Here is a 12,564-nt window from a genome sequence, read left to right as displayed (position 1 = left end):
GCCACGCGCTCACGCCCCGCGCCCACGCCCCGTGCCTGAGGGGCATCAGTCCTCAGTCCTCAGTCCTGAGTCCTCAGTCCTGAGCCCTCAGGCCTCCACCGTGCCGTCCGTCAGCCCGTCGTACATGCCCCGCACCAGCCGCTCCCCCAGCCGCCCCGTCAGGCGCAGCGCCTCCTCGAACTCCGCCAGGGCGCGGAACCGCTCGCCGTACCGCTGCTGTTCGGCGAGCGGAAGGCGGGGCAGTTGGAGGCGCCGTACATCGAGGCGGGTGGCGGTGGACGCGTAACTGCTGGCCTGCCGGTTGTTGGCGGTGCCGCGCAGGAACCCCGCCAGGAACCAGGGGTCGAGGGCCGCCGGGTCGGGGCGCAGCAGCTGGAGGTTGCGGCCCAGCGCGGCGCCCGCCGTGGCGTCGTCGACGACGCGGGCGATGGACCCGCCGCCGAGGACGGGGACGACGACGTCACCGGCGCGTACGAGCACGGGCTGCTCGCCCGGCCCTTCGGGGAGGCTGCCGGAAGGGGCCTGGCCGGCGAGGACGTCCTGCTCGGTGAGGACGGGGACGGCCCCCGTGCCGCCGGTGCCGCCACCCGCACCGCCCGCACCACCCGCACCGCCCGCGCCGCCCGCGCGCAGTTCCAGGGCGCCGGTGCGGGCCAGTTCGCCCACGGTGACACCGGGGGCGCGAAGGGGTGCCGTGCGGGCGGCGGGCCGGACGGGGGGCGGGGTAAGCTCGCCGGTCCGGCGCAGCACGGCCGTCAGCCGGTCGCGCACGGCGGCCAGCTCGTCGGCGCCTCCGGCGGCGGCCTGGGGCGGCAGGTGGCGGGCGGGTGCCAGGTCCACGTCGTCGTCGAGGAGTTCGATGACGGGCACGCAGCGGTGGGCGCCGGGCTGTTCGGTGACGGTGCCGTGCTTGTCGAAGGGCCCCCACGCGTCGAGTACGGCGTTGTGGACGGCTTGCCAGTCGAGCTTGTCCCGGCGGGCGTCGGTGTGTTCCGAGGCGTCCACGACGAGCAGCTCGGGCGAGGCGGGGGCGCCCGTGACGGGCTTGCGCAGCACCCACAGGTGGAGCGGAATGCCGTACGGGGGTGCCGCGCCGGCCGGCAGGGCGACGACCGCCCGCAGGGCGCCGCGGCGCAGCAGGTCGGCGCGGATGCGGCGGCCGGAGCGGCGGGACGCGGCGGCGGGCGGCATCAGCAGGACGGCGGTGCCGCCGGGGCGCAGCCGGGCCAGGGCGTGCTGGACCCAGGCCAGTTCGGATTCGGTGCGGGCCGGGAAGCCGTACTCCCAGCGCGGGTCGTAGGCCAGTTCGTCGTGGCCCCAGTTGCGTTCGTTGAACGGCGGGTGGCAGAGGACCGCGTCGGCCGTGAGCCCCAGGTACGCGTCGGCGCGCAGGGCGTCGCCCACCTGGGCACGGATTTCGGCTTCCGAGTGCAGCGCCAGCCGCAGGGCGGTGAGCGCGGCCAGGTCACGGTCGGTTTCCTGGGCGTACACAGCGGTGGGCCGGGCGACGGCGCACAGCAGGGCGCCGGTGCCGCACGCGGGGTCGAGGACGGTTTCGGCCCGGCCCGCGAGCTCGGCCATGAGGGCGGCGGGCCCGGGCGGGGTGAGGGTGTACTGGCGCGGGTTGGCGTCCAGGTGGCGGCCGAGGAGGAACTCGAAGGCCTGCCGGGCGCCGGTCTCGGCGGCGAGCTCGGTGACGGCGCGCAGCAGTGGGACGGAGGGCAGGAGCGCGCTCAGGTGGGGGGTGGGCACGGCCCGCTCGACGCCGAAGCGGAGGGTCAGAACCTCCTCCAGGGCGGTGGGCAGCAGCTCGGCCATCCGCTCGTCGGACAGGGCGGTCAGCTTCAGCCAGCCGCTGGACCTGTCCCGTACGAGCAGGAGGGCGCAGCCGGCGTGGACGAGCGCCGTGACCGCGCCGGCGGGGTGTGCGGTGACCTGCTGCCAGACCCGTTCGCGCAGCGGCACCTCGGCGAGCTTGCCCTGGGCGCGCAGCCACCGCTCGACGTCGCCGAGGGCGAAGGAGGGGCTGGTCTCCGTGCCGCCCACGGGCTTGGGGAAGTCGGCGTGCCGGCGCCGCCAGTTGCTGACGGCGGCCCGTCCCACCCCGGCGAGCCGGGCGATCCCGGCCGCGGTGACCTCGGCCGCGCCCGCCGCCCCGGTCACCTCTGCTGCGTTGTCCGGCACGTGGCTGACTCCCCTCATCCCGCTGCTGTGTCCCCGATCGTACAGCGGCACGCCGAACCCTTCGTTTCACACTGTGGATAAACCTGCCCCACGTAAGCCGTGTTGACTCGGTTCACAGGCTCTGTTCTTATTGACGCACCACGACACGGGGGCCCTGCGGCAGACCCGGTCACACCTCAGTCATGTCCGGGAGGGCAACCCCATGTCCCACTCCATGCAGCAGCCTCCGTACGGCGCCGACCAGCCCGCCGCCCCGCAGCCGCCGGCCCAGCCGACCCAGCCGGCGCACCCGGCCCGCAACGGGCTGGGCACCACGGCACTCGTGCTCGGCATCATCGGTACGGTCTCGGGCTTCATCCCCTTCTTCTTCTGGCTGGCGGGCATCCTCGGCCTGATCGCCCTGATCCTCGGCCTGTCCGGCCGGGGCCGCGTCAAGCGCGGCGAGGCCACCAACAAGGGCGTCACGACGACCGGCGCGATCCTGGGCCTGGTGGCCGTGATCCTCTCGGTGGTCGGCGCGGTGATCACCTTCAAGGCCGTGGACGACGCGGTGAACGAGCTCAACAAGGATCTCGGCCAGACCGCCACCAAGGCCCCGGCGGCCGGTGAGAGCGCCAAGGGCGACAGCGGCACGGCGGGCGACGGCGCCAAGGGCGACAAGGGCAAGGGCCTGGCCGCCGGCGACACCTCCATCTACGACGACGACCTCCAGGTCACCGTCTCCGAGGCCACGTCCATCGAGCCCGGCGAGTTCGCCAGCGGCCACACCAAGGGCAACAAGGCGTACGAGGTCACGATCGTCATCGAGAACGCGGGCAAGGAGAGGTTCGACACGAGCACGGTCACCGTGAGCGCCCGCGCGGGCGAGGACGGCGTCAACGCCGAGGAGATCTTCGACGGCGACACGTACGGCACGGGCTTCCAGGGCACGGTGATGCCCGGCAAGAAGGCCACGGTGAAGTACGCCTTCGACGCGCCGGCCACCGCGAAGAACCTGACCGTCGAGGTCACCCCCGGCTTCGACTACAACGCCTCCCAGTGGGAGCTGAAGCTCTGACCCGCCCCCTTCCCCTTCCTCCCCTTCTGCAGAACATCCCCATGCGTGCCATCGTCCGCGCCACCGCTGTGCTCGGCGTCACGGTGCTCGGCCTCACGGCGTGCGGCCCGCTCGGCCAGGAGGCCGAGGCGACCGGCCCGTTCGCGGGCCTGTCCGGCCCCCAGATAGCCAACAAGGCCATCGCGGCGACCAAGACCGCCTCCTCCCTCACCCTCGACGTGAACCTCTCGGCCTCCGACGGCGACGCCGACGGCCGGATCAGGGCGTACATGTCCATGGACACCAAGGGCCGGTGCGCGGGCACCCTCACCCTCGGCCCCACGGGCACGGCGGAGATCCTCAAGACCGACAGCAAGGTCGCGTACATGCGCTTCGACGAGGCGTTCCTCCGCGAACAGAACGAGGGGGGCTCCGCCGAGGAGAACGCGGCGGTCCTCAAGCAACTGCGCGGCCGATGGGTGGCGACGGACGTGGCCGACCCCTCGAACAAGGACAGTCTGGCGTTCTGCGAACTGGACGCGATGCTGGCCGACTTCGACACCGGCCTCACCTCCGCCCGCAGGGGCGAGGAGACCACCGTGGGCGGCCGAAAGGCCCTGCGGCTCACCGAGTCCAGCGGCGGGACGACGACCACGATGTACGTCGCCACGGAAGGCAAGCCGTACCTGCTGAAGATCGAGCAGAAGGGCGGCGAGGAGCCCGGCACGATGTCCTTCTCCGCGTACGACAAGCCGGTCCCGGCGAAGAAGCCCGCAGCGAAGGACATCCTCGACCCGGACCAGCTGGGGCAGCACCAGTCCTGGCAGTAGGGCCCGTGGGGACCCGGGAGGGGAGGCCGCCACAGGGGTGCGGCCTCCCCTCCCGTACGTTCACAGCCGGTCCCGTACCCGCGCATGGCGCTCGGCGTACAGCGCGGTCATCGGCTCAACCGCCGCACTGCCGCAGCATCATGCCCTTGTCCGCCGCCGTGACCGGCAGCTCGTACTTGAGCGCGGCCTGGGCGAACCGCACCGCGTACGCGCAGCGGATGCGCCTGTCCGGCGGGAGCCAGGACGCCGGGCCCGAGTCGCCCTTCGCCGAGTTGGCGCGGCCCTCGACGGGCAGCAGGTTCAGCGGGTCGTTCGCCAGCTGCTCGCGCTTGCGCTCCGGCCAGCGGGAGGCGCCCATCTGCCAGCTGTAGGACAGCGGTACGACGTGGTCTATCTGCACCTCGGCGGCCCGCTGTTTGCGCCACTCGATCGCCTTGCCGGTGTACGGGTCGTTCAGGGTCATCGCCACGACCACACAGGTGGACCCCTTGCGGAACCGCACCTCCTGGCCGTCGCGCCGGAGCAGGTCGTTGCGCGTGTCGCAGCCGTTGCGGGCCAGTGGTACGCCGTCCGCGGTGTCCATCCAGGCGTACCCGAACTCGTCCCGGTCGTACCCGGTCTTCGGGCCGCGCCCCTTCACGGCGAGCCGTTCGAGGAGCCGGCGCGCCTCGGAGCGGTCGGCGTCGGAGGTGAGGGGTGCGAGGCCCGGCTTCGTACCGTCCGGGTTGCGCAGCGGACTGAACGCACCCGCGGACGACTCCGGACCTGACGGGCCGTCAACGGCGGTCTCGCATCCCGCGACGGCGAGTGACGCGGCGACGGCGAGGGCCGCGGCGGGCAGGGCGGTTCGGGGCGTACGCATGCCCGAATCGTAGGGGCTACACCTTGCCCACCCCCAGGGTGTTCTCGCGCGGCAGCAGCCCGGCGCCCAGAACGGCGACCCATGCGCCGCCGAGCGCCTCGGCGAGCCGCTCCGTGTCCTTGTCGCCGAGGGCCACCCAGGGGCCGGCGGCCAGTTCGTCCGTACGCCGCTCGACCTCGGCGCGCAGGGCGCGCCCCGCGTCGGTCGCGGCGCCGTCCGCCGTCACGAGCCCGCGGGCGGCGAGCCGTTCGCGGGCGGCGGCCCATTCCGCCTCGCTCCAGCCGCGACTGGCGAAGGTCTGCGTGGACGCGGCGCCGATGGCGGCGAACGAGACGAGCGCCTCGACGGGGTCCAGCCCGGCGGTGAGCAGCGCGGCGAGGTGCCCGTCGCCACGGTGCTCGCGCAGCACGGTCGCGGCCTGCCACAGCACCAGGTGCGGCTCCTCGGGCCACTCCAGGGCGGCGTTGGCGGCGGCGAGGGGCCGCCCGGCGGGTACGGCGGCTTCGGCGGCGCGGCGCGCGAGGGCGGCTGCCGCGTCCAGCTCGCGCACCGCCGGCCCGAGCAGCCGCCGGTAGAACCGGTCCACCGCCCGCAGCCGCGCCGCGAGTACGTCCCCGGGCGCGGCGACGTCCCACGCGGCCGGCACGTACCGCTCCACCATCGCGGGGCTGAAGCTGTAGAACGCGGCCGCCACCGGTCCGGCGCCCACGGCCCCGAGCGGCGCGGCCCGCCACGCGAAGTAAGCCGGCCAGCGCTCCTCGGTGCCGTACCCGAGGGCTGCGGCCTCCTCGACGGCCTCCGGCGCGTAGTAGAGCACCGCGTGCAGCGGCTCCAGCAGGTGCCACATCCGGCGTACGCGCGTGACGTCCATGACCGACCCCCCATCTAGACATTGCCTAGATGGAGCGTCCCCACCGAACCCCAACTTGTCAATGCCTAGATGGGGCATACGCTGATCCCATGACGAGAAGCACCGGCAGCCGAGACGCCTACCACCACGGAGACCTGCGGCGGGCGGTCCTCACCGCCGCCCTCGACGTCATCCGCACCGACGGCCCGGCCGCGCTGAGCCTGCGCGGCCTGGCCCGCCGCGCGGGCGTCTCCCACGCGGCCCCCGCCCACCACTTCAAGGACCGCGCGGGGCTGCTGACCGCCATCGCGACGGAGGGCTTCGACCTGCTGGCGAGCACGCTCGCGGACGCCGCCGGCCTGCGCGACGCGGGCGTACGGTACGTCCGCTTCGCCACGGACCACCCGGCGCACTTCCAGGTCATGTTCCAGCCGGACCTCCACCACCCCACCGATCCGGCCCTTGCGGAGGCCAAGTCCCGCGCGGGCGACCGCCTGCGCGAGGCCGTGGCCGAGGCGGTCGACACGGACGACGCCCGCCTCGCGGGCATCGCGGCCTGGTCCCTGGCCCACGGCTTCGCGACCCTGTTCCTGACCCACAACCTCACCGACCCGGTGGGCGACCGGGCCCCGGAGGACGTCTTCAGCTCGCTCACCGGCCTGCTGTTCAGGACCTGATCGACAATCCCTACGGCCGGCCGATGAGTTTGCGCCCCGGCGCCGGTCTGCATGGACGACGACACCAACAGCTCCGCGATGGATAAGGAACGCACCCCATGCGCACGTTCAAGCTTCAGGTCCAGATGAGCGTCGACGGCTACATGGCCGGCCCGAACGGCGAGATGGACTGGCTGACGTTCCCGTGGACCGACGACATCAACGCCTACCTCGACGCGCTCACCGAACCGGTCGACTGCATCGTGCTCGGCCGCAAGCTCGCCGAGGGGTTCATCCCCACCTGGGCGGCCGGGCCGGAGGGCGAGGACCAGGCGTCCATCGACAAGATGAACACCACGCCCAAGGTCGTCATCTCCCGCACCCTCACCGAGTCCCCCTGGGACAACGCCGTCGTCGCGGGCGGCGACCTCGCCGAGACCGTGCACAAGCTCAAGGCCCAGCCGGGCGGCGACATCATCGCCTACGGCGGCGCCACGCTCGTACAGAGCCTGATCGCCGAGGACCTGCTCGACGAGCTCCACCTGCTCGTCAACCCCACCGCGCTCGGCTCCGGAATGCCCGTCTTCCCCAACACGGGGGCCTATCAGCGACTCCGCCTGGTCACCGCCCGCCCCTTCGCCTGCGGGATCACCGCGCTCCACCTGGAGCCGAAGCGCCCCTGAGGAGCGGGGGCGGTTCAGCCGCCTTCGGTGACCCGCAACGCGCCGCCCACAGCGTCGGCCAGCTGGGCGATGAGCGCGAGCAGATCGTTGTCCTGCGGCTGCGCGCGCTCCGCACGGCCCAGCAGGTGTCTCGCCAGACCGATTTGGGCCGCCTCGATGTCGTCCGCGAGGCGGGAGACGGGGCCGTCGCCATCGCCGATGACGTAACACCGCTTCCCGTCGACGCCGGTCCACGGCAACTCCCGCACGCTCATACGGCCACCTCCACCCAGGCCGCGCAGCGCCACGCGTGCTCCTGCTCGTACGCCCGCAGATACGGCCGGACCAGCGCGGTCGCAGTGCCGTCGAGGGGCTCGTACCAGTGCCGTACGGTCGCCGCGGGTCGCCGGACGGTGACGGGTGGAGCCTGCGGCGGTGGTGCGGGCCGCGCGCCGTCCGCCCGGTGGTGGCCACGCCGGACGGCGCACAGGGCGCGTAGCCAGTTGGTCAGTCGTGACAAGGAGGCGGTCATGTGCCGTGCCTTTCCGTCAGGAGGGGAGCGCGATGGGCGTCAGGGACATCGGGGCATCCGACCGATCTCGACCCACAGGGTTGCGCCGTCGACCGTGAGGTCGTGTCCGTACCGGTCGGCGTCGGCCAAGGCCGCCAGGAGCGCCCGGCGGCCGGCCTCGCTCAGCCGCGCGGGAAGTGCGACCCCGATACGGATCAGCTCGGGTGTCTCCCGGGCCTGCGGCTCGCCACCCGCCATCGCCGCCAGGTGCGCGGCCAGTGCGGCGGCCCGAGAACGGTAAGAGCGCACAACATCCCCCGTGAGCGACCGACTACAGCGCGTATTGCTACTCCAGTAGCTTGGACCTGATGCAGTAGCTTGTCAATGCCCGTGTGAACGTCGAACCGCCCCCCAGGGGAAACGGAGAGCCGCCAATGCCCCGAGAGGCCCCGTACCTTGAGGTAGCCGACTCCCTGCGTGCGCGGGTCCTCGCCGGGGAATGGGCCGTAGGTGAGCGTCTGCCTTCGCGGGCTCAGCTCGCTGAGGAGTACGGCGTGGGGCGCAATGTCACGCAGCGAGCCATGGACCGGCTCATTGTCGAGGGGCTCCTCGAAGGACGTGCCGGCTCGGGTACGTACGTCCGCAAGCCGCGCGAGCGCATGCGCATGGTGCGCTCACGCCACCGTGAACGGCGCGGCGGTTCTCCCTTCCGCGCCGACATGAAGGAGCGAGGCAGCGTGGGCACGTGGGAATCCCACAGTGAGGCCCGTACCCCGGCCCCCGCGCACATCGCCGAGCGGCTCGCCATCGAGCCGGGCGAACTCTGCGTCGTCACCCGGTACGAGTTCCTGGCGGACGGACAGCCGGTTCAGCTCTCCACCTCCTGGGAGCCCATGTCGATCACCGACGGCACCCCTGTCGTCCTTCCCGAGATGGGGCCGCTCGCGGGCAAGGGCGTGGTGGAACGGATGCGCTCGATCGGAGTCGTCATCGACACCGCGGTGGAGGTGCCGCGACCGGCGCGGGCCACTGAGGAGCAGGCCAATCTGCTGGGGATCAGTCTCGGTGATCTCGTCCTGGCGATCGAGCGAACGTACTACGACAACGGAGGGCGCCCGGTCGAGACGGCGGACATCGTCGTTCCGGACGTCCGCTGGGAAGTGGCCTACGAGTTCGGCGCCGACCGGGAGTAGGCGGCCCGCACGCACGCCGGGCAGCACCGGGGGCGGCCCCCTCCATGAGAGCCGCCCCCGCCGGGCCCTGCCCTAGGAGTCCAGGATCGTGGTCAGGAACTCGCCCGTCCAGGCCAGGAGTTCGCGGCCCACGACCGGCTTGCCGCCGATCTTGCCCGTGGTGGGGCGGGGGACCAGGAGCTGGCGGGCGGGGGCCTTGATCACGGTACGCGGGTAGAGGCGCTTGAGGCGCAGCTCCTGCGATTCGCGCAGCTCCACCGGGGCGAAGCGGATGTTCGGGCCCTGGAGGACGATCTCGCCGACGCCGCAGGCGCGGGCCAGCATCCTCAGGCCGGCGACCATGAGGAGGTTCTCGACCGGCTCGGGGAGCTTGCCGTAGCGGTCGGTGAGCTCCTCGCGCACCGCCTTGATGTCCTCCTCCGAATTGGCCGAGGCGATCGCGCGGTAGGCCTGGAGGCGCAGCCGCTCGCCGGGCGCGTAGTCGTGGGGGACGTGGGCGTCGACCGGGAGCTCGATCTTGACCTCCAGGGGCGGTTCCTCCTCCACGCCGCCCTCCAGGGACGCGCGGTAGTCCGCGACCGCCTCGCCCACCATGCGTACGTACAGATCGAAGCCGACGCCCGCGATGTGGCCGGACTGTTCGCCGCCCAGCAGGTTGCCCGCGCCGCGGATCTCCAGGTCCTTCATGGCGACGTACATGCCGGCGCCCATCTCGGTGTGCTGGGCGATCGTCGCGAGGCGCTCGTGGGCGGTCTCCGTGAGCGGCTTCTCCGGCGGGTAGAGGAAGTAGGCGTACCCGCGCTCCCGCCCACGGCCGACGCGGCCGCGCAGCTGGTGCAGCTGCGACAACCCGAAGTTGTCGCCGCGCTCGACGATGAGGGTGTTGGCGTTGGAGATGTCGATGCCCGACTCCACGATCGTGGTGGAGACCAGGACGTCGAACTTCTTCTCCCAGAAGTCCACGACGACCTGCTCCAGGGCCTGTTCCGACATCTGGCCGTGGGCGATCGCGATACGGGCCTCCGGGACGATCTCCCGCAGCCGCGCCGCCGCCCGGTCGATCGACTCGACACGGTTGTGGATGTAGAAGACCTGGCCCTCGCGCAGCAGTTCACGCCGGATCGCCGCGCCGATCTGCTTCTCCTCGTACGGGCCGACGAAGGTGAGGACCGGATGCCGCTCCTCCGGCGGGGTGGTGATGGTCGACATCTCGCGGATGCCGGTGACGGCCATCTCCAGCGTGCGGGGGATGGGGGTGGCGGACATGGTGAGGACGTCGACGTTGGCGCGCAGCTTCTTCAGCTGCTCCTTGTGCTCGACGCCGAAGCGCTGCTCCTCGTCCACGATGACCAGGCCCAGGTCCTTGAACTTGGTCTCGGCGGAGAAGAGGCGGTGGGTGCCGATGACGATGTCGACCGAGCCGTCCTTCAGACCCTCCAGCGTCGCCTTCGCCTCCGTGTCGCTCTGGAAGCGGGACAGGGCGCGGACGACGACCGGGAACTGGGAGTACCGCTCGGAGAACGTGCCGAAGTGCTGCTGTACGAGGAGGGTCGTCGGGACGAGGACGGCGACCTGCTTGCCGTCCTGCACAGCCTTGAACGCGGCGCGTACGGCGATCTCCGTCTTGCCGTAGCCGACGTCGCCGCAGACCAGGCGGTCCATGGGGACCGTCTTCTCCATGTCCTCCTTCACCTCGGCGATGGTGGACAGCTGGTCGGGGGTCTCCGTGTACGGGAAGGCGTCCTCCAGCTCCCGCTGCCAGGGCGTGTCGGGGCCGAAGGCGTGGCCGGGCGCCGCCATCCGGGCCGAGTACAGCTTGATGAGGTCGGCGGCGATCTCCTTGACCGCCTTCTTCGCCCGGGCCTTGGTCTTGGTCCAGTCCGCGCCGCCGAGCCGGTGCAGGGTCGGAGCCTCGCCACCGACGTACTTGGTGACCTGTTCCAGCTGGTCGGTGGGGATGTAGAGGCGGTCGCCCGGCTGGCCGCGCTTGGCGGGGGCGTACTCCACGAGCAGGTACTCGCGGGTGGCGCCCTGGACCGTGCGCTGCACCATCTCGATGTAGCGGCCGACGCCGTGCTGCTCGTGGACGATGTAGTCGCCGGCCTCCAGGGTGAGCGGGTCGATGGTCTTGCGGCGGCGCGTCGGCATCCGCTGGCCGTCCTTGCCGGCCGCCTTCTGGCCCGACAGGTCGGTCTCGGTCAGCACGGCGAGCTTGAGGCCCGGGTCGACGAACCCGTACTCGATCGAGCCGCACGCCACGTGCACGACGGACGGCGAGATGTCCTTCAGGTCCGCGTCCAGGCGGGCCGCGATGCCCTCGCCGCCCAGCACCTCCACCGTGCGGGCGGCGGGGCCGTGGGCCTCGGTGACGAAGACCGTGCGCCAGCCCTCGGCCAGCCAGCCCTTGGTGTCGGCGAGCGCGCGGGCGGTGTCGCCGCGGTACGACTCCGGGGCGTGCATACCGAGCTTGACGGTGTCCGCGTCGAGCTCCTCGTCGGCGGCGAAGGGCGAGACCGACCACCACATCATGCCGAGCTCGCGCGCCCGCTCCCGTACGTCCGCGATCCCCCACAGCGAGGCGGCGCCGACGTCGATCGGGGCCTCGCCGCCACCGGCCGTGGCCGCCCAGGACGCCTGGAGGAACTCCTGGCTGGTGGCGACGAGGTCGGCCGCGCGCGTGCGCACCCGCTCGGGGTCGCACACCACGGCCATGGAGCCGGCCGGCAGCACGTCCAGCAGCAGTTCCATCTCGTCCACGAGGACGGGTGCCAGGGACTCCATGCCCTCCACCGCGATGCCCTCGGCGATCTTGCCGAGCAGTTCGCCCAGCTCGGGGTGGGCCTCGGCCAGCTCGGCCGCCCGGCGCCGTACGTCGTCCGTCAGCAGCAGCTCACGGCAGGGCGGCGCCCACAGGCCGTGCTCGGCGACCTCCAGGGACCGCTGGTCGGCGACCTTGAAGTACCGGATCTCCTCGACGTCGTCGCCCCAGAACTCGACGCGCAGGGGATGTTCCTCGGTCGGCGGGAACACATCCAGGATCCCGCCGCGCACGGCGAACTCGCCGCGCTTCTCGACCAGCTCCACGCGCGCGTACGCGGCTGCCGCGAGCCCGTCCACGACATCGTTCAGGTCCGCCTGCTGACCGGTGCGCAAGGAGACCGGTTCCAGGTCGCCCAACCCCTTGACCTGCGGCTGGAGCACCGACCGTACGGGCGCGACGACCACCGAGACCGGGCCGGTCGCCGGGTCGTCCGCCGACGGGTGGGCCAGGCGCCGCAGCACGGCGAGGCGGCGGCCGACGGTGTCGGACCGGGGCGACAGGCGCTCGTGCGGCAGCGTCTCCCAGGAGGGGTAGTCCACGACGGTGTCCGGGTCCAGCAGGGAGCGCAGCGCCGCCGCCAGGTCCTCCGCCTCCCGGCCGGTCGCCGTCACGGCGAGCACCGGGCGGCCCGCGTCCCTGGCCAGCGCGGCGACCGCGAAGGGGCGCGCGGCGGGCGGGCCGACCAGGTCGACATGGGCCCGGTGGCCATCGGCGGCGGCCTTCACCGCTTCGGTGAGGGCGGGGTCCTTGACCACGGCGTCGAGCAGACCGTGCAAGCTCATGGAGGCTTCCATCCGGGGGGTATGGGCAACGCGAACCGCCCGACACGTCGCACGGGCCGGGGGGTTTCCAGCGTACGGCGTCGGTAGGACACCCGCCCCCGAAACCCCCCGCGCCCCACAGAGCGTCCGAAAACCTGTGCGGCGCGGGTGCCAATCGGACAGCTCGCCCCAGGGGTG

The 12,564-nt window shown here is 72.5% G+C and carries 12 protein-coding genes; 5 read left to right on the top strand and 7 right to left on the bottom strand.

Translation table 11 applies throughout. From position 1 onward, the window contains the following. Positions 1-87: 87 nt before the first annotated feature. On the bottom strand, positions 88-2,202 hold the full coding sequence (locus QWM81_RS03455; protein ID WP_290109950.1) for an N-6 DNA methylase: 2,115 nt from the start codon (positions 2,200-2,202) through the stop codon (positions 88-90). A 184-nt stretch (positions 2,203-2,386) separates the two neighbouring features. Between QWM81_RS03455 and QWM81_RS03450 the strand changes: the two genes are divergently transcribed. Then, complete coding sequence (locus QWM81_RS03450) at positions 2,387-3,241, top strand: DUF4352 domain-containing protein (RefSeq protein WP_290109946.1); 855 nt, start codon at positions 2,387-2,389, stop codon at positions 3,239-3,241. 41 nt (positions 3,242-3,282) lie between these two features. Continuing rightward, positions 3,283-4,050, top strand: coding sequence for a hypothetical protein (locus tag QWM81_RS03445; protein WP_290109944.1), 768 nt, complete (start codon positions 3,283-3,285; stop codon positions 4,048-4,050). A gap of 115 nt (positions 4,051-4,165) precedes the next feature. On the opposite strand, the gene QWM81_RS03440 is transcribed toward QWM81_RS03445, so the two are convergent. Beyond that, positions 4,166-4,912 (bottom strand): HNH endonuclease family protein, encoded by a 747-nt coding sequence (locus tag QWM81_RS03440; protein ID WP_290109943.1) that lies wholly within the window; start codon positions 4,910-4,912, stop codon positions 4,166-4,168. Positions 4,913-4,928: 16 nt separating this feature from the next. Continuing rightward, positions 4,929-5,783, bottom strand: a complete 855-nt coding sequence (locus QWM81_RS03435) for an SCO6745 family protein (RefSeq protein ID WP_290109942.1) — start codon at positions 5,781-5,783, stop codon at positions 4,929-4,931. An 89-nt stretch (positions 5,784-5,872) separates the two neighbouring features. Here QWM81_RS03435 and QWM81_RS03430 point away from each other — a divergent pair, with 89 nt between their 5' ends. Beyond that, positions 5,873-6,439 carry a TetR/AcrR family transcriptional regulator gene (locus tag QWM81_RS03430; protein ID WP_290109941.1) on the top strand — a complete coding sequence of 189 codons (567 nt, stop codon included), beginning with the start codon at positions 5,873-5,875 and terminating at the stop codon, positions 6,437-6,439. Between the two features lie 98 nt (positions 6,440-6,537). Further along, a complete protein-coding gene (locus QWM81_RS03425; RefSeq protein ID WP_290109940.1) occupies positions 6,538-7,101 on the top strand; it encodes a dihydrofolate reductase family protein in 564 nt (187 codons plus the stop codon). Positions 7,102-7,115: 14 nt separating this feature from the next. On the opposite strand, the gene QWM81_RS03420 is transcribed toward QWM81_RS03425, so the two are convergent. The 3 genes from QWM81_RS03420 to QWM81_RS03410 are packed head-to-tail and all read right to left on the bottom strand — an operon-like array spanning position 7,116 to position 7,900. Then, positions 7,116-7,355, bottom strand: a complete 240-nt coding sequence (locus QWM81_RS03420; protein ID WP_290109939.1) for a hypothetical protein — start codon at positions 7,353-7,355, stop codon at positions 7,116-7,118. Continuing rightward, on the bottom strand, positions 7,352-7,612 hold the full coding sequence (locus tag QWM81_RS03415) for a hypothetical protein (RefSeq protein ID WP_290109938.1): 261 nt from the start codon (positions 7,610-7,612) through the stop codon (positions 7,352-7,354). The genes QWM81_RS03420 and QWM81_RS03415 overlap by 4 nt, the downstream gene beginning before the upstream one ends. Before the next feature lie 39 nt (positions 7,613-7,651). Beyond that, positions 7,652-7,900 carry a hypothetical protein gene (locus QWM81_RS03410; RefSeq protein WP_290109936.1) on the bottom strand — a complete coding sequence of 83 codons (249 nt, stop codon included), beginning with the start codon at positions 7,898-7,900 and terminating at the stop codon, positions 7,652-7,654. A gap of 125 nt (positions 7,901-8,025) precedes the next feature. On the opposite strand from QWM81_RS03410, the gene QWM81_RS03405 reads away from it, so the two are divergent. After that, a complete protein-coding gene (locus tag QWM81_RS03405; protein ID WP_290109934.1) occupies positions 8,026-8,784 on the top strand; it encodes a GntR family transcriptional regulator in 759 nt (252 codons plus the stop codon). A gap of 72 nt (positions 8,785-8,856) precedes the next feature. Here the strand turns inward: QWM81_RS03405 and mfd are convergent, their stop codons facing one another. After that, positions 8,857-12,387, bottom strand: coding sequence for a transcription-repair coupling factor (gene mfd / locus QWM81_RS03400; protein ID WP_290109933.1), 3,531 nt, complete (start codon positions 12,385-12,387; stop codon positions 8,857-8,859). Between the last annotated feature and the right edge of the window lie 177 nt (positions 12,388-12,564).

The sequence above is a fragment of the Streptomyces ficellus genome (assembly GCF_030406405.1).
Lineage (GTDB): Bacteria > Actinomycetota > Actinomycetes > Streptomycetales > Streptomycetaceae > Streptomyces > Streptomyces ficellus_B.
The sequence above is the reverse complement of the archived record's forward strand: the minus strand, read 5'-3'. Positions and strand labels throughout refer to the sequence as shown.